Origin of the sequence: Streptomyces sp. ML-6, from assembly GCF_030116705.1 — a bacterium.
Lineage (GTDB): Bacteria > Actinomycetota > Actinomycetes > Streptomycetales > Streptomycetaceae > Streptomyces.
In genome coordinates this window covers 6,729,205-6,748,996 of sequence record NZ_JAOTIK010000001.1, presented here as the reverse complement: position 1 = coordinate 6,748,996, position 19,792 = coordinate 6,729,205, and the positions used below count along the sequence as shown (strand labels likewise).

General features: G+C 73.7%; 23 protein-coding genes. 15 read left to right on the top strand and 8 right to left on the bottom strand.

The window, feature by feature from the left end:
* The first annotated feature begins 1 nt into the window (after position 1).
* The 6 genes from OCT49_RS29715 (at position 2) to OCT49_RS29690 (ending at position 5,157) form a co-directional block, all read left to right on the top strand.
* Complete coding sequence (locus OCT49_RS29715) at positions 2–649, top strand: phosphatidylserine decarboxylase (protein WP_283854877.1); 648 nt, start codon at positions 2–4, stop codon at positions 647–649.
* Positions 636–1,493 carry a CDP-diacylglycerol--serine O-phosphatidyltransferase gene (gene pssA, locus OCT49_RS29710; protein WP_262375968.1) on the top strand — a complete coding sequence of 286 codons (858 nt, stop codon included), beginning with the start codon at positions 636–638 and terminating at the stop codon, positions 1,491–1,493. The genes OCT49_RS29715 and pssA overlap by 14 nt, the downstream gene beginning before the upstream one ends.
* Positions 1,494–1,870: 377 nt before the next feature.
* On the top strand, positions 1,871–2,269 hold the full coding sequence (locus OCT49_RS29705; protein ID WP_283854876.1) for a DUF6221 family protein: 399 nt from the start codon (positions 1,871–1,873) through the stop codon (positions 2,267–2,269).
* 172 nt (positions 2,270–2,441) lie between these two features.
* Complete coding sequence (locus OCT49_RS29700) at positions 2,442–3,272, top strand: PP2C family protein-serine/threonine phosphatase (RefSeq protein ID WP_283854875.1); 831 nt, start codon at positions 2,442–2,444, stop codon at positions 3,270–3,272.
* Between the two features lie 254 nt (positions 3,273–3,526).
* A complete protein-coding gene (locus tag OCT49_RS29695; protein WP_283854874.1) occupies positions 3,527–4,465 on the top strand; it encodes an MASE1 domain-containing protein in 939 nt (312 codons plus the stop codon).
* Positions 4,466–4,593: 128 nt separating this feature from the next.
* Positions 4,594–5,157, top strand: a complete 564-nt coding sequence (locus OCT49_RS29690) for an SRPBCC family protein (RefSeq protein WP_283854873.1) — start codon at positions 4,594–4,596, stop codon at positions 5,155–5,157.
* 148 nt (positions 5,158–5,305) lie between these two features.
* Here the strand turns inward: OCT49_RS29690 and OCT49_RS29685 are convergent, their stop codons facing one another.
* The gene (locus tag OCT49_RS29685) at positions 5,306–6,430 is read right to left on the bottom strand and encodes a glycerate kinase (RefSeq protein WP_283854872.1); all 1,125 of its coding nucleotides are present in this window, start codon (positions 6,428–6,430) and stop codon (positions 5,306–5,308) included.
* A 161-nt stretch (positions 6,431–6,591) separates the two neighbouring features.
* On the opposite strand from OCT49_RS29685, the gene OCT49_RS29680 reads away from it, so the two are divergent.
* The 3 genes from OCT49_RS29680 to OCT49_RS29670 all read left to right on the top strand — a co-directional run bounded on the left by OCT49_RS29680 (position 6,592) and on the right by OCT49_RS29670 (position 9,311).
* A complete protein-coding gene (locus OCT49_RS29680; RefSeq protein ID WP_283854871.1) occupies positions 6,592–7,086 on the top strand; it encodes an NUDIX domain-containing protein in 495 nt (164 codons plus the stop codon).
* 182 nt (positions 7,087–7,268) lie between these two features.
* Entirely contained in the window at positions 7,269–8,480 is a 1,212-nt protein-coding gene (locus OCT49_RS29675; protein ID WP_283854870.1) for a hypothetical protein, read from the top strand.
* 87 nt (positions 8,481–8,567) lie between these two features.
* Positions 8,568–9,311, top strand: coding sequence for an SIR2 family NAD-dependent protein deacylase (locus OCT49_RS29670; protein ID WP_283854869.1), 744 nt, complete (start codon positions 8,568–8,570; stop codon positions 9,309–9,311).
* An 11-nt stretch (positions 9,312–9,322) separates the two neighbouring features.
* On the opposite strand, the gene OCT49_RS29665 is transcribed toward OCT49_RS29670, so the two are convergent.
* Positions 9,323–9,724: a (2Fe-2S) ferredoxin domain-containing protein gene (locus tag OCT49_RS29665; protein WP_283854868.1), complete on the bottom strand. Its 402-nt coding sequence runs from the start codon at positions 9,722–9,724 to the stop codon at positions 9,323–9,325.
* Between the two features lie 333 nt (positions 9,725–10,057).
* Here OCT49_RS29665 and OCT49_RS29660 point away from each other — a divergent pair, with 333 nt between their 5' ends.
* Positions 10,058–10,642, top strand: coding sequence for a TMEM165/GDT1 family protein (locus OCT49_RS29660; RefSeq protein ID WP_283854867.1), 585 nt, complete (start codon positions 10,058–10,060; stop codon positions 10,640–10,642).
* A gap of 94 nt (positions 10,643–10,736) precedes the next feature.
* Here the strand turns inward: OCT49_RS29660 and OCT49_RS29655 are convergent, their stop codons facing one another.
* Together OCT49_RS29655 and OCT49_RS29650 are read right to left on the bottom strand one after the other, a co-directional pair.
* Positions 10,737–11,261, bottom strand: coding sequence for a methylated-DNA--[protein]-cysteine S-methyltransferase (locus tag OCT49_RS29655; protein ID WP_283854866.1), 525 nt, complete (start codon positions 11,259–11,261; stop codon positions 10,737–10,739).
* The gene (locus tag OCT49_RS29650) at positions 11,258–12,754 is read right to left on the bottom strand and encodes an AlkA N-terminal domain-containing protein (protein WP_283854865.1); all 1,497 of its coding nucleotides are present in this window, start codon (positions 12,752–12,754) and stop codon (positions 11,258–11,260) included. Before OCT49_RS29650 ends, OCT49_RS29655 begins: the two co-directional genes overlap by 4 nt.
* 163 nt (positions 12,755–12,917) lie before the next feature.
* Between OCT49_RS29650 and OCT49_RS29645 the strand changes: the two genes are divergently transcribed.
* From OCT49_RS29645 to OCT49_RS29635, 3 genes are read left to right on the top strand one after another with little or no spacing between them, the layout of a single operon-like run.
* On the top strand, positions 12,918–13,355 hold the full coding sequence (locus OCT49_RS29645) for a hypothetical protein (RefSeq protein ID WP_283854864.1): 438 nt from the start codon (positions 12,918–12,920) through the stop codon (positions 13,353–13,355).
* A 40-nt stretch (positions 13,356–13,395) separates the two neighbouring features.
* Positions 13,396–13,830, top strand: coding sequence for a hypothetical protein (locus OCT49_RS29640; protein WP_283854863.1), 435 nt, complete (start codon positions 13,396–13,398; stop codon positions 13,828–13,830).
* Positions 13,831–13,881: 51 nt separating this feature from the next.
* Positions 13,882–14,175: a hypothetical protein gene (locus tag OCT49_RS29635; protein ID WP_283854862.1), complete on the top strand. Its 294-nt coding sequence runs from the start codon at positions 13,882–13,884 to the stop codon at positions 14,173–14,175.
* An 86-nt stretch (positions 14,176–14,261) separates the two neighbouring features.
* Here the strand turns inward: OCT49_RS29635 and OCT49_RS29630 are convergent, their stop codons facing one another.
* The gene (locus OCT49_RS29630) at positions 14,262–15,677 is read right to left on the bottom strand and encodes a phytoene desaturase family protein (protein ID WP_283854861.1); all 1,416 of its coding nucleotides are present in this window, start codon (positions 15,675–15,677) and stop codon (positions 14,262–14,264) included.
* A gap of 86 nt (positions 15,678–15,763) precedes the next feature.
* On the opposite strand from OCT49_RS29630, the gene OCT49_RS29625 reads away from it, so the two are divergent.
* On the top strand, positions 15,764–16,597 hold the full coding sequence (locus OCT49_RS29625; protein WP_283854860.1) for a DUF4037 domain-containing protein: 834 nt from the start codon (positions 15,764–15,766) through the stop codon (positions 16,595–16,597).
* A gap of 141 nt (positions 16,598–16,738) precedes the next feature.
* Here the strand turns inward: OCT49_RS29625 and OCT49_RS29620 are convergent, their stop codons facing one another.
* From OCT49_RS29620 to OCT49_RS29610, 3 genes are all read right to left on the bottom strand, one after another.
* Positions 16,739–17,584 (bottom strand): inositol monophosphatase family protein, encoded by an 846-nt coding sequence (locus tag OCT49_RS29620; RefSeq protein WP_283854859.1) that lies wholly within the window; start codon positions 17,582–17,584, stop codon positions 16,739–16,741.
* A gap of 69 nt (positions 17,585–17,653) precedes the next feature.
* Positions 17,654–18,004, bottom strand: a complete 351-nt coding sequence (locus tag OCT49_RS29615; protein WP_283854858.1) for a Zn-ribbon domain-containing OB-fold protein — start codon at positions 18,002–18,004, stop codon at positions 17,654–17,656.
* A 138-nt stretch (positions 18,005–18,142) separates the two neighbouring features.
* Positions 18,143–18,832, bottom strand: a complete 690-nt coding sequence (locus tag OCT49_RS29610) for a TetR family transcriptional regulator (RefSeq protein WP_283855988.1) — start codon at positions 18,830–18,832, stop codon at positions 18,143–18,145.
* 145 nt (positions 18,833–18,977) lie between these two features.
* On the opposite strand from OCT49_RS29610, the gene OCT49_RS29605 reads away from it, so the two are divergent.
* Entirely contained in the window at positions 18,978–19,763 is a 786-nt protein-coding gene (locus OCT49_RS29605; protein ID WP_283850309.1) for an electron transfer flavoprotein subunit beta/FixA family protein, read from the top strand.
* Positions 19,764–19,792 lie beyond the last annotated feature (29 nt).

The window sequence follows — 19,792 nt, the reverse complement described above, 5'->3', positions numbered from 1 at the left end:
CATGCCCGACAGCCAAACCTCTGCACCACGCGGCGGGGTCCGCCTTGCACGCGGAGCTTCGCCGTGGCTCCTCCCGACCGTCGCCACCGCGGCACTCAGCCTCGCCCGGGCCCGCAAGTCCGGGCGCTGGGCCGCGGTGGCCGTGCCCACCACCGCGCTCGCGGCGGGCATGCTGTGGTTCTTCCGCGACCCCGAGCGCGAGATCACCCGGGGCCGGGTGATCTCACCGGCCGACGGAGTGGTGCAGAGCATCATGCCGTGGAAGGACGGACGCACCCGCGTCGCGATCTTCATGAGCCCGCTGAACGTCCACGTCAACCGGGCGCCGCTGGCCGGCAGGGTGACCTCGGTCGAGCACGTCCCCGGCGGGTTCGTTCCGGCGTTCAACAAGGAGAGCGAGAACAACGAGCGCGTTGTCTGGCACTTCGACACCGAGCTCGGCGACATCGAGATGGTGCAGATCGCCGGCGCGGTCGCCCGGCGCATCGTCCCGTACATCCCGCAGGGCACGAAGGTGGAGCAGGGCGAGCGCATCGGCCTGATCCGCTTCGGCTCGCGGGTCGACATCTACCTTCCGGAGGGTGTCGATGTCGCGGTCGAGGTCGGCCAGGCCACCACCGCGGGGGTGACTCGAATTGACCGTGATTGATCCCGACACACAGGCCGGCTGGGTGCCGGAGGCGGAGTCCGAGGAGGACGCCGGCGAGGACATGCCGCTCTCTCTGCGGCTGTCGATAGCGGACACCCTCACGCTCGGCAACGCCACCTGCGGGTTCATGGCGGTGTACTTCACCACCACCGGAATCCTCATTCCGCACCTCACGGGCAGCGACGAGAGCGGCATGGCGCGGCACTCCGCGGCCACCGCCGTCATCCTGATGCTCCTCGCGGCGGTCTTCGACCTCTTCGACGGGCTCGTGGCCCGCAAGCTGCGCTCCTCGCCGATGGGGGCCGAGCTGGACAACCTCTCGGACCTGATCAGCTTCGGGCTCGCCCCGGCGTACTTCGTCCTCGTCTACGGCATGGTCGCGGACGACGCGCACCAGCGGGTGTCCGCGCTGGCGGCGGTCGTGGTGTTGCTGGCGGTGGTGCTCAGACTCGCCAGATTCTCCTGCGTGACCATGAAGGACGGCATGTTCCAGGGCATGCCGAGCCCCTTCGGAGCGCTCACGGTCGTCTCGATCGTGCTCCTGGAGCTGCCCTTCGTGCCGACGCTCCTCGCGATCGTCGGGGTGGCGTGGCTGATGGTCAGCCGGGTCGAGTACCCGAAGCCGCGGGGCATCCTCGCGGTGGCGATGCTCAGCTGGATCGTGGCCGCGATGGGGCTGCTCGCCGCCTGGGCGTTCGATGCCCCCGGCGGTCAGCTGCTCCTCCAGACCGGCTGCGCGCTCCAGGTGGTCCTGGGAGCGGTCATCCCGCTCTTCGCGACGGCCCGGCGGGTGAACACCTTCCGCGGCAACCGGCGCGAGGCGCGGGCGGCGCAGCTCCCGTAGAGCGGCACACGACGGAACGAACGGCACGAGAGGGCCCGGGTGCTCCCCCAGCACCCGGGCCCTTTCGCATGCCGCGGAGGCGGGGCCGACCGGTGCGGCGTGCCGGATTCGTCTGCCTCCGCGGCGATTCGCCGGGACCGGCCGGGGGCACCGGCACAGTATGTTGGGCCCATGGGAACGGGGGCTTCTTCCACGGCTGTCCGCGCCGGCTCGTCCTCGGGACGGGCCGGCGCCGTCGTGTGTCCTCCCGCCGGGACCGGCCCGTCCTCCTCCCGGGCACCCGACCGTCCGGAGCGGTGAACAGCCGGGCGAACGGCGGTGCCGGCCGTGTGCGCCGTCCCCGGATCAGGCCATGACGATGAAGGATTCGGAACCCGATGACAGACAACGCCGAGATGATCGCTTTCGTCCGGGCGCGGCTCGCCGAGGAAGAACGGATCGCGCAGGGGGCGGGCGGCGACAGCTGGCGCTGCCCGGCCGACGTGCCCGGCGAGGTGCACGACCGGTCCGGGGGCATCGCGTTCAGCGTGCGGAATCTCGGTTTCGACCAGCACATCGCCTTCCAGGACCCGGCGCGCACGCTGCGCCGCATCGAGACCAGCCGGGTGCTCCTCAACGAGTACGCCGAGGTGGCCGACCTGGACACCGACCGCCCCGAGCACGATTTCCGGTCCGGCCGGGCGGTGGGGCTGGGGTTCGCCGTGCGTCAGCTGGCAGCGGAGCACGCCGGCCATCCCGAGTACCGGGCCAGGTGGCTCCCCCGGTTCATCCAGTAGCACCGGTCCCGGCCGGAGGAGCGCCCCGGCCGGTGCCGTTCCCGTACCGGCCACCGGCGGGTGTCCGCCCCCGCCGTTGCCCTGCTCCGTGCCCCGGCCACGAACCCTCCTGCGGGTGACGGCGGGGAGCTAAGGTTTCAAAAAGGGACGGATCGGACTGCCCGGGGATGCCATGCACCGACACCGCAGCGCACCGGACGACCCCCAGGACCTCCTGCTCACCCTCGGGAACCTGGTCGACCGGGCCCTGGAGAACATCGAGCTCCACCGGATCAGGGCGGAACTGGGCATGGCGCTGCAACGGCATCTGCTCCCGGCCGGGCTGCCCGAGTTCCCGGGGCTGCGGATCGGCGTCCGTTACACGCCCTCGCAGGACGGGCTGGCCATCGGCGGCGACTTCTACGACGCGTTCCCGATGCGGGACGGAACGACGGGAATCGTCATCGGCGACGTGCAGGGGCACGGCGTGGAGGCCGCCGCCTTCATGGGCGAGGCCCGGGCCGGTCTCAGGGCGCTCGCCGGTATGACGACCGACCCGGGCGAGGTGCTGGCGCTCGCCAACGAGCTGCTGATCTCGCTGGACTGCGAACTGTTCACGACCTGCTGTCTGCTGCGTGTGGCCCCGGAGCGGGGAGAGTTCTTCGTGGCCAGGGCCGGGCACGTGCCGCTCGTGTGGGGCACCGACTCGGGCGACCGCGGCATCTGCCTGGACGCGGGCGGGATGCCGTTGGGGATACTGCGCGACCAGCCGTACCCGGTGACCCGGCGGGGGCTGACGGAGCCCGGGTACCTGGTCCTGCTGACCGACGGGGTCGTGGAGGGGCCGTCCTGCCCGATCGACGAGGGGCTCGCCGCGGTGGCGGAGCTGGTCGGTGCCGCGGACGGGGCCGACCCCGACGAGCTGGCCGCACGGGTGATCCGGGTGGCGGACCTGACCGGTCACGAGGACGATGCCGCCGTGCTCGTCGTCCGTCACGAGGGCCCGGCGGAGACCGCCGGCTGACGGAACGGGCGGGGTCGGGGCGGACCCGGCGGGCGGACCCGGCGGGCGGGCACGACGAGCGAGCAGGGCGGGCGGACACGGCGGACCGGACCGGGGCACGGCACAGGCGGCGAGGCACGGCGGATGCGGCGCAGGCAGCGGGGCGCGGCGGGTGGTCCAGGGGTGCGCCGGAGGCGCCCCTTCGTCCGTGGCATCGGCGGGACCTCGGCGTGCCCGCCCCTGCGGGATGCCTCGGTGTGGTGTCTGATGCTGCTGTGGTGGACAGAGCGCGGCTCCGGCGGCGGGCGGTCACGGTCCTGACGGTTCTGGGGGTGGCCGCCTGCTACTGCGCGACGGCCTGGCTGGGGCTGCTCCAGCAGCTGGTGCGGGGCCAGGTCACCCCGCTGTGGCCGGCGACCGGGATCGCGATGGCGGCGCTGCTCGTGTTCGGTGTGCGGGTCTGGCCCGGAATCGCGCTCGGGGCGTTCGTCGTCAACGGCGCCATCGATCCCTCGCCGGTGTCCGTGCCGCTGATCACCGCCGGAAACACCCTCGCCCCGGTCTGCTCGTTCCTGATGCTGAGGCGCGCGGGTTTCCACAAGGACCTCGACCGGCTGCGGGATGCGCTGGCGCTGGTCTTCCTCGGCGCCCTGGCCGGTACGCTGATCAGCGCGTCCGCGGGTTCCGGAGCCCTCGTGCTGTCGGGGGCGCTCCCGGCCGCCGAGTTCTGGCCGACCTGGCTGGTCTGGTGGACGGGCGACGCCATGGGCATCATGGTCGTGACGCCGTTGCTGCTGGCCGCCCGCAGGGCCCGGTGGCCGCGCGACATCGGCCCGGCACGATGGATCGAGGCCGCCGCCCTGGTGGCCGCCACCCTGGGCGCCACCCTCCTGGCGACCGTCACGATCCCCTCGCTGCTGTTCCTCGTGTTCCCCTTCCTCATCTGGGCCGCCTTCCGCTTCGAGCGGGCCGGCGCCGCCTGCTGCGCGCTGGGCGTGTCCACGCTCGCGATCCTGGCCGCCGGACGGATGACCGGCCCCTTCGCCGATTACGGTCTGGTCGCCTCCATGATCGTCCTCCAGGCGTTCAACGGGGTCACCGCGCTCACCGCGCTGCTGCTCGGCGCGGCCGTCACCGAACGCAACCGGACCCACCACGAGATCCGACGGCTCTGCGCGCGACTCTCCGAGAAGCTGGCCCGGCAGGACCCGTGATTCACTCCATCGGGCGCGCGACGGGTGCGCGAACCGGTGAACCGGAGCAGGCTGAGGGGCGACGGCACCGCGACAAGGGCAACCGGACGCCGATACCCGGGCGGCCGGGCGCCGTAAGAGGTGGAGCCATGCCCCATGTGTCTGCGAATGTCCATGTGTCCCGCCCCGCCGACGAGGTCTTCTCGTTCCTCCGGGATCCGCGGAATCTGGCCGAGTGGTCGTCGAGCATCGACCGGGTGATCGACGGTCCCCTCGCCGCCGAACTCGGCGACGAGTACATCTGCAAGTTTCCGGGCAGACGACGGACGCACCGCCTCCGGTGCACCGCGAGCGCCCCCGTCGAGTACCTGGTCTTCCGGGGTGCGGGCATGTGGACCCCGCTGGGCCGGCATTCCCCGGAGCTGGAGTTCCGGCTCAGTCCGGGCCTCCGGGGCACGACGGTCACCGTTTCGGTCAGGCCCCATCTGGACGGCGGCATGATCGTGCTCGCGCCGTTCGTGACGATGGCCTGGCGGCGTGACCTGCCGTCGGAGCTCCAGTGCCTGGCCGACCTGCTGGCCGGCGGGAACGGCTCCGGCCCGCGCCCTGACGAAGGCGTGGTCCCGGGCCTCCCCGGAGCGGGGGCCGGCGGGGACGGCACCGGGGAAGCCGTCGACGGAAGCGGTCTGGGAACCGCACCGTCCGTCGGATGACGTGCGGGCGGTGTCCCGGCCGGGGCGCGGGGCGGGCCGGCCCGGATGCCGCCCCGCCCGTCCCGGAGCGCCATGGGCCGGGCGGTCCCGGCGGCCCGGGCCCGTCCGGCGGGGGCGGTCACCGGGCCGTCCGGCCGGCCGGGGGCGGCTACCGGGGCCGCGTCAGGAAGTCGTGCGCGATCGCCTCGGCGGCGCGTTCCAGCAGGGGCCCCGCCTGGGCCATCGAGACCGCCGGGTCCGGTTCCAGGTCCGCCAGGGCGTACGCGCGGCTGATGCCCGCCCCGGTCAGGGCCTCCTGCGACAGCGCCAGCCGGCCGCAGACCGCGACGACCTCGATGCCCGCGGCGCGGGCCGCGGCGGCCACTCCCGCCGGCGCCTTGCCGTGCAGGGTCTGCGCGTCGAGCGAGCCCTCCCCGGTGATCACCAGGTCGGCGCGGGCCAGTGCGGGGGCGAAGCCCAGGACGTCGAGCATGACCTCGATGCCGGGGCGGAACCGGGCACCGAGGGCGACCAGCGCCCCGTAGCCGATACCGCCCGCCGCCCCCGCTCCGGGCAGCCGCGCGTGGTCCGGGCCGAGGACGGAGGCGTAGTGGGCGAGCGCGGCGTCGAGGACCGCGATGTCGTCCTCGGTCGCGCCCTTCTGCCTGCCGTAGACCTCGGGGGCGCCCTTCGGCCCCGTCAGCGGGTTGTCGACGTCGCTGGCGAGGATCAGGTCCACCCCGGCCAGTCGTGGATCGAGGCCGGACAGGTCCGCCTCGGCCAGGGCGGCGAGGCCGCCGCCCCCGGGGCCGACGGGCTTGCCGTCCGCGTCCAGGAACCGGGCGCCGAGCGCGGCCAGCATGCCCGCGCCGCCGTCCGTGGTCGCGCTGCCGCCGACCCCGAACACGATCGTCCGGGCCCCCGCGTCGAGCGCGGCGGCCAGCAGTTCGCCGGACCCGTACGTGGTGGCCGTGAGCGGGGCGAACACCCCCGCGGGCAGGTGCTGGAGCCCCGACGCCTCGGCCATCTCCACCACCGCCGTGGTGTCGCGCAGCGCGTACGCCGCGGTCACCGGGTCGCCGAGGGGGCCGGTCACCCTGGCCTCGCGGCGCTCGAATCCGGCGGCCACCGCCGCCGCCACCGTGCCGTCGCCGCCGTCGGCCACGGGCAGGGTCTCGACCCGTGCGCCGGGGGCGATCCGCCGCAGCCCGGCCGTCACCCGCTCCGCGACCTGCACGGCCGTGAGCGAGCCCTTGAACTTGTCCGCCGCGACGAGCACGCGTGCGGTCTCCATCACTGCTCCGTCCGCCACCTTGCATCCCTTGCTCTCGAACAGGCAGTCGCGCCGCCCCGACCTTATCCGCAGCGGATACCCGCTGCCCAGGGCCACCGTCGCACCGGTCGGGCGGCCTTCGCCCGGGCCGGTGCGCGCCCGGGCTCCGCTACGCTGCCCGCGTGACCACCACCGACTACGCCGCCTACATCACGGGCCTCCCCCGGGTACTGGCCGCCGCGGCCATGCTGTTCCGGGACGACCGGGGGCGGGTGCTGCTCGTCGAGCCGAATTACCGGGAGGGCTGGACCCTGCCCGGCGGAACGATCGAGTCCGACGAGGGCGAGAGCCCGCGCCAGGCCGCACGGCGCGAGACGGCCGAGGAGATCGGACTCGACATCGAGCCGGGGCGGTTGCTCGCCGTCGACTGGTCGCGCAGTCCGCGACGGCCGCCGATCGCCGCGTACCTGTACGACGGCGGAGTGCTCGGCGAGGCCGAGCTGAAGGCGATCCGGCTGCAGGAGGAGGAGCTCCTGTCCTGGAAGCTGGTGGAGCGCGACGCGCTGGACCGGCATCTCCTCGGCACCCTCGGGCCGCGCCTGCGGGCGGCCCTGGACGTCCTCGACTCCGGTGGCGGCACGGTGGAGCTGGTGGACGGCCGCCCGGTGGCCGACTGAGCCGCGGACCGCCCCACCCCCTCTCCGTCCCGTTCGCCCCGTATTCCCCCTGTGTCCCGTTGTCCTGACGGCCTGTCACCGGTATTCCGGACGACGGCTGCCGGGCGCGCGAGTTCAGATGCCATTCGTCCGCAGTCCACGCTCGACCGGCATCATCCGGACTCCACGGATGCGGAGGGATCATGCGTACGCACACAGGGCACCTCGGCGGACCACTGGCCGCGATCGTCGCGGCCGTATTCGCCTGCACGGCAGTCGTCACCACGGCCTCGACGGCGCTCGCGGAGCCGGTGCCGTCCCCGGCCCGCCCCGCGCACGGCGGGCTGCCCTCGTCGGTGGACGGGGGCGCCTGGCGGTCCGGCCACGTCCAGGGCATGGCCATCGACCGCCGCAAGGGCTTCATGTACTTCTCGATGACCAACCTGCTGGTGAAGACCGACCTCGGGGGCAATCCGGTCGGCTCGGTCACCGGCTTCACCGGCCACCTCGGCGACCTGGACTTCGACGAGCGGGACGGCCGGGTCTACGGCTCGCTGGAGTACAAGGAGGCGAAGTCCTTCTACATCGCGATCCTCGACGTGGACCGGATCACCCGGATGGACATGGATGCCCAGACCACGGGGGTCGTCTCGACCGTCCACCTCAAGGAGGTGGTGGAGGACTTCACCGCCGACATGAACGGCGACGGCGTCTTCGACGGCGACACGGGCAGGACGCCCGACCACCGGTACGGCTGCAGCGGCATCGACGGCGTCGCGTTCGGCCCGGCGTTCGGCGACCGGCGCGGCAAGCACGCCCGGAAGAGGCTGACGGTCGCCTACGGCGTGTACGCCAACGCCGACCGCACGGACAACGACCACCAGGTGCTGCTCCAGTACGACGTCACCCGGTGGAAGAAGTACGAGCGCCCGCTGACCGAGTCGGCCCCGCACACCAGCGGCCCCGCCCGGCCCGACGGCAAGTTCTTCGCGTACACCGGGAACACCACGTACGGCGTGCAGAACCTGGAGTACGACGGGCACAGCGGCAACTGGCTGATGGCCGCCTACAAGGGCACCAAGCCGGGCTTCCCCAACTACTCGGTCTTCGCGCTGGACGGGGCGCGGAAGCCGGTGCGCGGTCCGGTCCGCGGCCAGCAGGAACCGGAGCGCGGTCTGCTGCTCCCCCTGCTGCGGGAGGGCGCGCACGACGCGGCGAGCGGCACGTACGGGTGGCCCGCGCCGGGTCAGTACGGGCAGTACGGGCTGGTCTCGCTCGACGACGGGCGGTTCTACGTCGCGCGCAGCGGCACGCTCCAGGACGGCGAGGTCACCAAGCAGACCGCCCGCGCCGAGCTGAACACCTGGACGGGGCTGACCCCCTCGCCGTTCAGTCCCGTGGCCCCCACGGCCTGACCGCGGCGCCGGACCGCCGCCCGTGACGCCCGGCACCGGGCGAAATCGTCTCGCGGGCGGCGCCCGGTGCTGCGTACGCTCGGGGCCATGGCTCTCGTCGCGATCCTCAGCGGCGCCGGTGTGTCCACGGACTCCGGCATTCCCGACTACCGCGGCCCCAACGGCCTCTGGCGCAAGGACCCGGAGGCCGAGAAGCTCGTCACGTACGACTTCTACATGGCCGACCCGGAGATCCGCCGCCGCTCCTGGCAGATGCGCCGCGCCAGTGCGGCCTGGAACGCCGAGCCGAACGCGGCCCACCGCGCGGTGGCGGAGCTGGAGCGGTCCGGCACGCCGGTGCGGGTGATCACGCAGAACGTGGACGGTCTGCACCAGCTCGCCGGGCTCCCCGCCCGCAAGGTCCTGGAGCTGCACGGGACCGCGCGCGAGGTGGTCTGCACCCGCTGCCACGCCCGCTCCGCCATGGCCGACGCACTGGCCCGGGTCGAGGCGGGCGAGGCCGATCCGCCGTGCGAGGTCTGCGGCGGCATCCTGAAGTCGGCGACGGTCATGTTCGGCGAGCGGCTCGATCCGATGGTGCTGGGGCAGGCCATGGCGATCGCCAAGGCCTGCGAGGTGTTCATCGCGGTCGGTACGACGCTCCAGGTGCAGCCCGCCGCCTCGCTGGCCGGTGTCGCGACGGACCACGGCGCCCGGCTGATCGTGGTGAACGCGGAGCCGACGCCGTACGACGAACTGGCCGAGGAAATCGTGCGCGAGCCCATCGGCACGGCTCTTCCCGCGCTGCTGAGGCGGCTGGCGGCGGAAACCGGGACGGCTCAGGGGAGTTGAGGCGGGGGCCGTCAGTCCCCCAGTTCCCGTTGCACCCGGCGCGAGGGGCGGAACACGTACAGGTCGAGGATCTCGGGCGGGTCCGCCAGCCCCGGTCCGCCCGCCCCGGCCCAGGCGGCCACGTCCGTCACGGCGTCCGGGTCGTTGACGAGCCCGAGCCAGACCGGCCGGCCGCCCGCCCTGCGGCCCTCCGCCGACGGCTGCACGACGATCACGTTGGCCTGCTCGCAGGCGTCGAGGCAGTCCACCACGCGCACCGTGGCGGAATCGCCGAGCGAGCTCCGCAGCCCGGCGAGCTGGGCGGCGTGGTCCACGCCCGGGATCTTCGGCGTCCCGCAGCAGCAGCCGCGGCAGACGCTGACGGTGGGCCGGGGCGTGCCCCCGGTGGGTGCGGTCCTGCGTGTGCGGCTCATGCGGGGGCGCTTCCGGTACCGGCTCGGGTGATCACCCCGGGACTGTACCGGCCCGCCGCCGGGTCGAACATCCGCGCTACCCCGGGGGCGGGGTGGGGTAGAGTTGGCGGCTGCGAAGGGGAGTAGCCCCGCAAACCGGTCGTCGACACACTGGAGCCCTCGGGTTCCCGGTGGCCGGGCCCGTGAATCATGGCGGGCGGGCGAGACCTTCGGTCAGGTATGACACGCCCGCGCCCGTGGGCGGTGACGTCATGCCGGGCCGAGTGGTCCTCCGAGAGCCGTCCGGCGCTTCGCGAAGGCCCGGGGCCCGGCTCTCACAGAAAGCCACCCGGAATGCACCTCGACCCCCTGGCGATCCTCACCGCCTTCGGGCTGATCTTCCTCGCGGAACTCCCCGACAAGACGATGTTCGCGTCGCTTGCCATGGGCACCCGCATGCGGCCGCTGTACGTCTGGTTCGGCACCTCGTCCGCGTTCATCGTGCACGTCGCCATCGCGGTGGGGGCGGGCAGTCTGCTCGGGCTGCTGCCCGACTGGATCGTGAAGCTGGTGTCGGCCTCCCTCTTCGCCTTCGGTGCGTTCATGCTGCTGCGCTCCGGTGGCGACGATGACGACGACGAGGCCGGCCCCAGGACGGTGACCGGTTTCTGGCCGGTCTACTCGACCGCGTTCATGGCCGTCTTCATCAGTGAGTGGGGCGACCTCACCCAGATCACCACGGCCAACCTGGCCGCGAGCAACGGCACCTGGTCCACGGCGATCGGGTCGGCGGCGGCCTTGATGTCCGTCTCGGCGCTGGCGCTGCTGGCGGGGCAGTTCATCGCGAAGCGGGTGCCGCTCAAGACGGTCCAGCGGATCGGCGGGCTCTGCATGCTGGGGCTGGCGATCTGGACCCTGGTGGAGATCTTCACCGGCTGACCCCGGTCGGCCCAGTACTTCCCGGTTGCCCGGAGGGCGGTCCCGGACGTTCCCGTCCGGGACCGCCCCCGTGTTTTCTCCGCACGGGGCGGTGTCAGAAGAGCGCCGGGATGGCGTCCTGCGTGCCGCTCTCGAAGGCCAGCAGCCGCTGCTTGCGGTCGAGCCCGCCGCCGTAGCCGGTGAGCCCGCCCGAGGCGCCGATGACGCGGTGGCAGGGGACGATGATGCCCACCGGGTTCTTGCCGTTGGCGAGCCCCACCGCGCGCGAGGCGCCCGGTTTGCCGAGGATCTCGGCCAGTTCGCCGTACGAGCGGGTCTCGCCGTACGGGATCTGCTGGAGCTGCTCCCAGACGCTGCGCTGGAACGGGGTGCCGTCCAGGTGCAGCGGCAGGTCGAACTCGTGCAGTTCACCGGCGAAGTAGGCGTCGAGCTGGCGGACGGTCTCCGTGAAGGGGCGCGGGTCCGGTTCCCCGAAGGTCTCCTCGGGCGGGCGGTGGCGCTGTCCGGTCATGTAGAGGCCGGAGAGGATCCCGTCGGTGGCGACGAGGGTCAGCGGGCCGTACGGACTGTCGACGACCGTGTGCCGCCGGGGCGCCGTGCTCGTGGGTTTCGTGGTCATGACTGGACTTCCCGGCTTTCTGGGGTGGGCAGGTGGTTGATGGGGTGGTCGTCGACGGTCCACAGGTACTGGACCGCGTACGCCCGCCAGGGCCGCCAGGCCGCCGCCCGGGCGGTGAGTGCCGCGGGGGTGGACGGGAGGCCGAGCTTCCCGGCCGCGCGGCGGATGCCGAGGTCGGTGGGGAGGAAGGCGTCGGGGTCGCCGAGCGCCCGCATCGCGATCACTTCCACGGTCCAGGGTCCGAAGCCGGGCAGGGCGGCCAGTTCGGCCCGGGCCCGTTCCCAGTCGGTGCCGGTGCCGAGGCCGAGCGATCCGTCGGCCAGCGCCCCGACGAGCGTGGTGAGGGTGGTGCGGCGGCTGCGCGGCAGGGCGAGCCGTTCGGGGTCGAGCCCGGCGAGCGCCCCGGGGGTCGGGAAGAGATGGGTGAGGCCGCCCTCCGGGTCGTCGACGGGGGTGCCGTGCGCGGTGACCAGACGGGCGGCGTGGGTGCGGGCGGCGGCGGTCGAGACCTGCTGGCCGAGCACCGCCCGGACGGCGAACTCCGCCTCGTCGACGGTGCGCGGGACCCGCCGGCCGGGGGCCTCCTCGACCAGGGGCGCGAGCAGCGGGTCGGCGCGCAGCTGTTCGTCGACGGCCACCGGGTCGGCGTCCAGGTCGAGCAGCCAGCGGCAGCGGCTGATGGCGAGGGTGAGGTCCCGCGGATCGGTGAGGGAGAGGCGGCAGGCGATGTGGCCGGGCTGCGGGGAGAGGGCGACGGTGCCGTGTCCGTACCGCAGGGTGAGCGTGCGACGGTAGGCGCCGTCCCGCCACTCCTCGACGCCGGGGACCGCGGTCGCGGCGAGGTGGCCGAAGAGGTTGCTGGGGTTGAGCGGGGCCCGGTACGGCAACCGCAGCGCTGTCGTACCCGGGGTGGCGGGAGGGCTCGGGGAGCGGGCGGCGCGGCTGCGCAGTTCGCCCGGGGCGAGCGCGAAGACCTCGCGGACGGTCTCGTTGAAGGTGCGGATCGAGGAGAACCCGGCGGCGAACGCGACCTCGGCCATGGGCAGCGCGGTCGTCTCGATGAGGAGCCTCGCGGTCTGGGCGCGCTGGGCGCGGGCCAGGGCGAGCGGGCCCGCACCGAGTTCGGCGAGCAGTTGGCGTTCGATCTGCCGGGCGGAGTAGCCGAGCCGGGCCGCGAGCCCGGGGACGCCCTCGCGGTCGACGACGCCGTCCCGGATGAGGCGCATCGCGCGGGCCACGGAGTCGGCCCGGGCGTTCCACTCCGGGGAGCCGGGGCTGGTGTCGGGCCGGCATCGCTTGCAGGCCCGGAACCCGGCCTGCTGGCAGGCGGCGGCGCTGGGGTAGAAGGTCATGTTCTCGACCTTGGGCGGCACGACGGGGCAGCTGGGGCGGCAGTAGATCCGGGTGGTCAGGACCGCCGTGAAGAACCAGCCGTCGAAGCGGGCGTCCTTGGACCGGACGGCCCGTACGCAGCGCTCGGTGTCGGTGTACATGCCTCAAGCATCCGGTACGGACACCCGGGAGGCTGGCGGAATTCCGACATCGACGCGGCACTGCCAGGCTCCTTCGGATTCGCCTCCCCGCCCGTCGGCGGCGTTTCGCCGCCCGCCCCGTGACACGGTTGATGGCGGGGCTCCGGGCGGTCATGATCCCGGGATGGAGAGGATCGTCGATCTCGATCGGGCCGCCGCCGTGCTCGCCGGTGAGGCAGCGCTCTGGCGCGATCGCGGAGTGGTGTTCGGCCCGGTGACGTGGCGGGACGCGGAGGCGTCCTGGCCCCAGCCGCTGGAAACCGACCGGGCGCGGGTGGGCGACCCCGACTCGCTGGGCGTCGTCGCCCGCGGCCCGGACGACGCCGAGCTGGTCGTGGTGCTGTTCCGGGGCGGCTGGGCCGACGTCGAATTCGCCGCCTCCCTCGACGACTTCGGGATGCTCCCGGCCTCGGACATCGTCTCCGCCGAGGACTTCGGGGCCCGGCTCGCGCAGTGGCTGCGGCGCGCCTTCGACCCGCACCCCGGCGGACTCGCGCGGGCGCCGTCGTGCACACTCGACAGGACGCACGGGAAATGGCCGGAAGTGGGTGGGGAACAGTGAGCGATCCGTACGAACGTTCCGGCTCCGTGGCCGGGGCCGTATGACCTCCTTCCACCACTCCGTCGTCGTCCGCCCCCTGGAGCCCGGCCGAGTCCGCGAACTCATCGGGATACTCTGCGACTTCGCCGAATCCAGCCGGGCCGACGGCGAGCAGGTCCTGTTGGAGAACGGGCAGCCGGTCGTGGGCGTGCGTCTGTTGAAGGGGCGCCATCTGCGGGCCGGCGCCCGGTACGAGATCACGGAGGCCGACTCCACGGAGCGGACCGTCGTCCTCGTGCACGAGTGGCGGCGCACCAAGGCGATCGCCGTGGAGCAGCTGTCGGCCCAGGACGACCTCACGGCGCGCCTGGTTCTCCGGCTGAGCAGCCCGGACCGGCCCCGGTTGCTGGAGGCCGAGGGGGAGCTGCGGGGGCCGGAGGGCTCGGGGACGCTGTACCGGGGCACGGGGAGGGCCAGGCTCGACCTGGCCGCGTAGTGGGCGGCGGCCGGCCTCCTGCCCGGGGCCCCGCCGGTGGCGCGGGCCCCGATGACGGCCCGGCTGAGGCACCGGCTGGGCGAGGCGCGGCTGCGGCCGAGCCGGGCGGACGGCGGGCTGTGGCGGGTGGACGTGTCGGTCACGGTGCGCGGCCGGTGGCTGCTGCGGCCGGTCGTCGCGGTCGCCCTGGCCGTGGCCGGGGGCCGGGTGCGGCAGGGGTTCCGGTCCGCGGGGGAGCGGGCCGCCGAGGGGTGGGACGGGCAGATCGGCGAGCTGCTGGCCCTGGACCCGGAGGAGCTCCGGGCCGAGCTGGTGAAACAGTCCGCCGAACGCCCTCCGCGGTGACCCCGGGCGGCCCGGCTGTTTTCGGGCCGCCCGGCTGTTTTCGGGCCGCCCGGCTGTTTTCGGGCCGCCCGGCTCCCGGGGCGTTCTCAGGACGCCCGGAGCCGTCGCCAGACCGCCTTCGCCGCGTGGTGGCCGGACATCCCGTGCACACCGGGGCCGGGCGGGGTGGCCGAGGAGCACAGGAACACCGCCGGGTGCGCCGTCGCGTACGGGACGCGGGCGAGCTTGGGGCGGAGCACCGTCTGCAGCCCGGCGAACGCACCGCACGCGATGTCGCCGTCGACGTAGTTGGCGTTGCGCGCGGCGAGTTGCGGCGGCCCGGCGACCGCGCGGGCGAGCACCAGGTCGCGGAAGCCGGGGGCGAAGCGCTCCAGCTGGCGTTCGATGACGTCGGTGGCGTCGCCCTCCCAGCCCGCCGGGACGTGCCCGTACGCCCAGAAGACGTGCCGGCCCTCGGGGGCGCGGGACGGGTCGATCAGGCTGGGCTGCGCGGTGATCAGGAACGGCACGCTCGGGTCGTGCCCCTTCACCGCGGCCGTCAGCGCGGAGTCGATCTCACCGGCGGTGGGGCCGATGTGGACCGTTCCGGCACGCCGGGCCTCCTCGGCCGTCCAGGGGGCGGGGCCCGACAGGGCGTAATCGATCTTGAAGCAGGAGGCGCCGTACCGGTAGCCGCGGTAGGCCCGGCCGAGCCCCGCGATGCGGGCGACGGCGGTCGGCGAGGTGTCGAAGACGTAGGCGCGGGCGGGCGGGAGTTCGTCGAGCCGCTTGACCTCCGTACCGGTGTGGATCGTGCCGCCCTGTTCGCGCAGGTACGAGGCGAGGGCGTCGGAGATGGCCTGCGATCCGCCGCGCGGCACGGGCCAGCCCTTCTCGTGCGCCGCCAGGGCGAAGAGCAGGGCGATCCCGCCGGTGGCCAGACCGCTGGTGGGGGCTATGGCGTGGGCGGCGAGCCCGGCGAACAGTCCGCGCGCCTTCTCCCCGCGGAAGCGGCGGGAGAGCAGCGAGGCGGGCTGGAGCGCGTCGAGCCCGAACCGCGCCCAGCGGTACGGGTCACGGGGCAGCCCGTCCCACGGGGTGCGCAGGAAGTCCTCGGCGAGGGTGTCCCAGTGGCCGAGGTACGGGGCGACGAGCCTGCGGTACGCGCCCGCGTCCCGTGCGCCCAGCGACATGGCGCTCTCCCCCACCGAGCCGGTGAGCACGGCGGCCGTGCCGTCCGGGAACGGGTGGGCGAGCGCCAGCTCGGGCTGGATCCACTCCAGGCCGTGCCGGGCGAGCGGCATCGCGTCGAACGCGGGCGAGCCGATGCCCAGCGGGTGGACGGCGGAACAGGGGTCGTGGCGGAAGCCGGGGAGGGTCAGCTCCTCGGTGCGGGCACCGCCCCCGACGGTCCCCTCCGCTTCGAAGACCTCCACGGCGAAGCCGCGGCGGGCCAGTTCGACCGCGGCGGTCAGTCCGTTGGGGCCCGCCCCCACCACGACTGCATCGAGCATCGACGGCACCTTCGGACTCCTTCGTCAGCCGACGGCCAGGACACCCAGGATATTCCGAGGCGTCGGCGCCCCGGCCGGGGGTAGGGTCGCGCGCGATGAAACCGCCGAACTCCCCCGCCGCGTCCGTGCCCGCCCACATCCTCGACATGGCCTCCCGCCTGGCCGGTCTGCCCGGAATCCGGGCCGTCGCCCTGGGCGGCAGCCGGGCCCGCGGCGCCCACCGCCCGGACTCCGACTGGGATCTGGGCCTGTACTACCGCGGCACGCCCGACGTGGCCGCGCTGACCGCGCTGGCGTCCGAGGTGCAGGGCGCCCCGGCCGAGGTCGCCGGTCCCGGCGGCTGGGGCCGCTGGGTCGACGGCGGGGCGTGGCTGCGGGTGGACGGCGTCGCGGTGGACTGGATCCTGCGCGACCTGGACCGGGTGGAGGCGGTCTGGGAGGACTGCCGCGAGGGCCGCTTCGAAGTGGGGGTGCAGCCGGGGCACCCATTGGGTTTCTGGTCCCCCGCGTATCCGGGCGAGGTCGCGGCGGGCCGCGTACTGGCCGACCCCTGGGGCGAGTTGACGGCGCTTCAGGAGCGTACGAGGCACTATCCGGAGCCCTTGCGCACCGCGCTCGTCGAAGCCGCGTGGGAGGCGGACTTCTCGGTGGCGGCCGCCCGCAAGTCGGCGCCCGCCGGCGACACGCTCCATGTCGCCCTGTGCCTGTCGCGGGCGTTCGGTGTCCTGGCCCAGTCCCTGCACGCCCACCATCGTGTCTGGTGCCTCAACGAGAAGGGCGCCACGGCCGCCGCGGCGGCCCTGCCGGACACTCCGGCGGACTACGCCGACCGGGTCGGCGCGGTGCTGCGGGGGCTGGACGGGGCGGCGGTGGAGCAGGCGGCGGAACTGGTGCGCGAGGTGCGGTCGGCGCTCGCCCCGGGCGCCTGATCCCGGGGCCTGCCGTACGCGCCGGGCGTCCGGCATCGGGGCCGGCCGTACCCCGCGGGGGCGCCGCCCCACGCGCTCCTCGGCCGGCCCGGGACGGTACGGCGGCGGTTCCCGGCGGCCGTGGCCGCCGGGAACGGCCGGTCAGGCTCCGGTGCGCAGCGCTTCGAGGACGCGTGCGGCAGTCGCCCCGTCGCGGGCCGCGGTGAACGGCAGGTCGTTGCCGCCCGCTATGCGGAACGGGGCGCCGGAGAGGGTGGCCTGGGCGCCGCCCGCCTCGGTGACCAGCAGCAGGCCCGCCGCGTGGTCCCAGGCGTACTCCCAGCTGAAGGCGATGGCGTCCTTGTCGCCGCGGGCGATGTCGAGGTATTCGAGCCCCGCCGAGCCGCAGGGGCGGGCGTCGATGCCCTCGGTGCGCAGGCCGAGCAGGGCGCGCTTCTGGGCGTCGGTGGTGTAGTCGGGGTGCGACATCGCCACGCGCAGGACGGCGCCGGGGGCGGGTGCCCCCGACCGTATCGGCCTGCCGTTGAGCGTGGCGCCGCGGCCGCGGACCGCGATCGCCATCTCGTCCAGGGCCGGCGCGTACGTCCAGGAGGCGAGGAGCTCGCCGCGGTGGGCGAGGGCCACCAGGGTGCAGAAGCCCTGCTCGCCGCGGACGAACTGGCGGGTGCCGTCGACCGGGTCGACGATCCACACCGGGGCGTCGCCGCCCAGGGCGTCGTACACCCCCGGGTCGGCGTGCACCGCCTCCTCGCCGACGACGACGGAGCCGGGCAGGAGCTTGGTGAGGGCGGCGGTGAGGTGTTCCTCGGCGAGGCGGTCGGCGACGGTGACGAGGTCGTGCGGGCCGTTCTTCTCGACGATCTCGTGCGCGGCCAGCTGCCGGTGGCGGGGCAGGATCTCGGCAGCGGCGGCGGCGCGCACCGCCGCCTCGACCTCGGTCAGGTGTCCGGCGTCCCCGGCGGTCTCGGCGAGAAAGTCATCGATCATGCCCCCAGCCAATCATGTCCCTCCCGGACGCCGACGACCCGGTGGTGACGGGGACGTGACCGGCCGGCGTCAGTACCAGGCGTCGTTCCCCGGCGGGTCGCAGAGTTCGAAGACCACCTCTCCCGTGTCCGGGCCCTCGACGACGGCCGGGCGCACCCGGGCGCCGACCGCCACCCGGTCCGGCGCGGCGCCCACGACCCGGCAGCGGAACACGAAGCCCTCGGGGAACCGGACGAGGGACTCGTTGCGGGCCGCCTCGGTGTAGCGGTGCACCACGCCCGACCTCACCACGACGCCCGGACCGGCGCTGTGTTCGGACTCCAGGTCGCTCGACGCGCACACCGGGCACAGCAGTCTCCGGAAGGAGGCCGTGCCGCACCAGCGGCATCGGTGGTAGGTCAGGCCGGCTTCCTCATGCACCGTCCGCACGGTGCCACTTGACGACTGGGACACGTTCGACCCCCTGCGCTCGGCTCGGAGCGCGCCGCGTCTGCGCGTCGGCACGCGTCCGCACCATAGGGCACTGAGTGTCGAAACGTAAAGACACTCAGTGCCAGATCACGCCGTTCCGGGGCCTCCGTCCTGCCCGATGACCGATTCGATCCGCTGGACGACGCGCCACATCGGGGCACCCTTCGCCGCGACCATCACCACCACGTCGCCGTCGGCGGAGGGCGGCGCGGCGTTTTCGTCCGTCCCGCTCCCCCACACCCGGCGCACCAGTGCGAGCGCGTGGTCGACGGCGGCCTCCGCGTCGCCCTCGCCGCCCGAGCGCAGCCAGCTCCGCAGCCCGTTGTTGTGCGCGGCGACCACGGACGCGGCGATCACCTCCGCCCGCAGCGCGCCGTCGGCCGAGTCGCCGTACCGGCCCCGGAGGTAGCCGGCCAGCGTCTGTTCGTACCGGCGGACCACGGACAGTTCGTAGGTGCGCAGTCCGGGCACCTCCCGGGTGAGCCGGTAGCGCTGGACGGAGAACTCCGGGTTGGCGGCGTACATGCGCAGCACCAGCCGGGCCGCGTCGCTCACCACGTCGACCGGCTCGGCGTCGCCGGCCTCCGCCAGGAAGGCGGTCATGTCGGCGAGGCAGCGCTCGTGGTCCGGGAAGACCGCGTCCTCCTTGGAGGGGAAGTACCGGAAGAACGACCGGCGCCCGACCCCGGCCCGCGCCACGATGTCGTCCACCGTCGTCCGCTCGAAGCCCCGCTCCAGGAAGAGCTGGAAGGCCGCCTGGGCGAGCACCTCCCGCATGGGGGCCTTCTTCGCCGGTCTGCGTGCGTCAGTCATGCCGGGAACGTAGCACCGAAAAGAGCTTTCTGACACCGAGTTCCTTTACAGAGGGTACTGAGTGCCATAATGTCGTTCCTACGAACCACACCCAGGTAGGAGAGCCGGCGTGAGCTTGAGGATCGTTGTCTGTGTGAAGTACGTGCCCGATGCCACGGGTGAGCGGCGTTTTGCCGATGATCTGACGGTGGACCGGGAGGATGTGGACGGTCTGCTGTCGGAGCTCGACGAGTACGCGGTGGAGCAGGCGTTGCAGATCGCGGACGGGGTGGAGGGTGCGGAGGTCACCGTGGTGACGGTGGGTCCGGAGGATGCGCGGGACGCGTTGCGCAAGGCGTTGTCGATGGGTGCGGACAAGGCGGTGCATGTCGAGGACGAGGATCTGCACGGTACGGATGTGATGGGGACGTCGCTGGTGCTGGCGCGGGCGGTGGAGAAGGCCGGGTTCGATCTGGTGGTGTCGGGGATGGCGTCGACGGACGGGGCGATGGGGGTGGTGCCGGCGTTGCTGGCGGAGCGGCTGGGGGTGCCGCAGGTGACGCTGTTGTCGGAGGTGTCGGTCGGGGGCGGTGTGGTGTCGGGGCGCCGGGACGGGGATGTGGCCTCGGAGCGGCTGGAGGCGTCGTTGCCGGCGGTGGTGTCGGTGACCGACCAGTCGGGCGAGGCGCGGTATCCGTCGTTCAAGGGGATCATGGCGGCGAAGAAGAAGCCGGTGCAGTCGTGGGATCTGTCCGATCTGGGGATCGGGGCGGAGGAGGTCGGCCTTCAGGGTGCGTGCACCGTGGTGGAGTCGGTGGCGGAGCGTCCGGCGCGCACGGCGGGCACGGTCGTGAAGGACGAGGGCGAGGGCGGGCGGCAGCTGGCCGGGTTCCTGGCGGGCCAGAAGTTCATCTGACCGGGGTCGTCGGTGACCGCCGCCGCTGG

Coding starts and splice junctions, on each gene's coding strand:
- OCT49_RS29715 (WP_283854877.1), top strand. CDS start 2: ATGCCCGACAGCCAAACCTCTGCACCACGCGGCGGGGTCCGCCTTGCA.
- OCT49_RS29705 (WP_283854876.1), top strand. CDS start 1,871: ATGACAGACAACGCCGAGATGATCGCTTTCGTCCGGGCGCGGCTCGCC.
- OCT49_RS29700 (WP_283854875.1), top strand. CDS start 2,442: ATGCACCGACACCGCAGCGCACCGGACGACCCCCAGGACCTCCTGCTC.
- OCT49_RS29690 (WP_283854873.1), top strand. CDS start 4,594: ATGCCCCATGTGTCTGCGAATGTCCATGTGTCCCGCCCCGCCGACGAG.
- OCT49_RS29685 (WP_283854872.1), bottom strand. CDS start 6,430: ATGGAGACCGCACGCGTGCTCGTCGCGGCGGACAAGTTCAAGGGCTCG.
- OCT49_RS29675 (WP_283854870.1), top strand. CDS start 7,269: ATGCGTACGCACACAGGGCACCTCGGCGGACCACTGGCCGCGATCGTC.
- OCT49_RS29670 (WP_283854869.1), top strand. CDS start 8,568: ATGGCTCTCGTCGCGATCCTCAGCGGCGCCGGTGTGTCCACGGACTCC.
- OCT49_RS29665 (WP_283854868.1), bottom strand. CDS start 9,724: ATGAGCCGCACACGCAGGACCGCACCCACCGGGGGCACGCCCCGGCCC.
- OCT49_RS29660 (WP_283854867.1), top strand. CDS start 10,058: ATGCACCTCGACCCCCTGGCGATCCTCACCGCCTTCGGGCTGATCTTC.
- OCT49_RS29655 (WP_283854866.1), bottom strand. CDS start 11,261: ATGACCACGAAACCCACGAGCACGGCGCCCCGGCGGCACACGGTCGTC.
- OCT49_RS29650 (WP_283854865.1), bottom strand. CDS start 12,754: ATGTACACCGACACCGAGCGCTGCGTACGGGCCGTCCGGTCCAAGGAC.
- OCT49_RS29645 (WP_283854864.1), top strand. CDS start 12,918: ATGGAGAGGATCGTCGATCTCGATCGGGCCGCCGCCGTGCTCGCCGGT.
- OCT49_RS29640 (WP_283854863.1), top strand. CDS start 13,396: ATGACCTCCTTCCACCACTCCGTCGTCGTCCGCCCCCTGGAGCCCGGC.
- OCT49_RS29635 (WP_283854862.1), top strand. CDS start 13,882: ATGACGGCCCGGCTGAGGCACCGGCTGGGCGAGGCGCGGCTGCGGCCG.
- OCT49_RS29625 (WP_283854860.1), top strand. CDS start 15,764: ATGAAACCGCCGAACTCCCCCGCCGCGTCCGTGCCCGCCCACATCCTC.
- OCT49_RS29620 (WP_283854859.1), bottom strand. CDS start 17,584: ATGATCGATGACTTTCTCGCCGAGACCGCCGGGGACGCCGGACACCTG.
- OCT49_RS29610 (WP_283855988.1), bottom strand. CDS start 18,832: ATGCGGGAGGTGCTCGCCCAGGCGGCCTTCCAGCTCTTCCTGGAGCGG.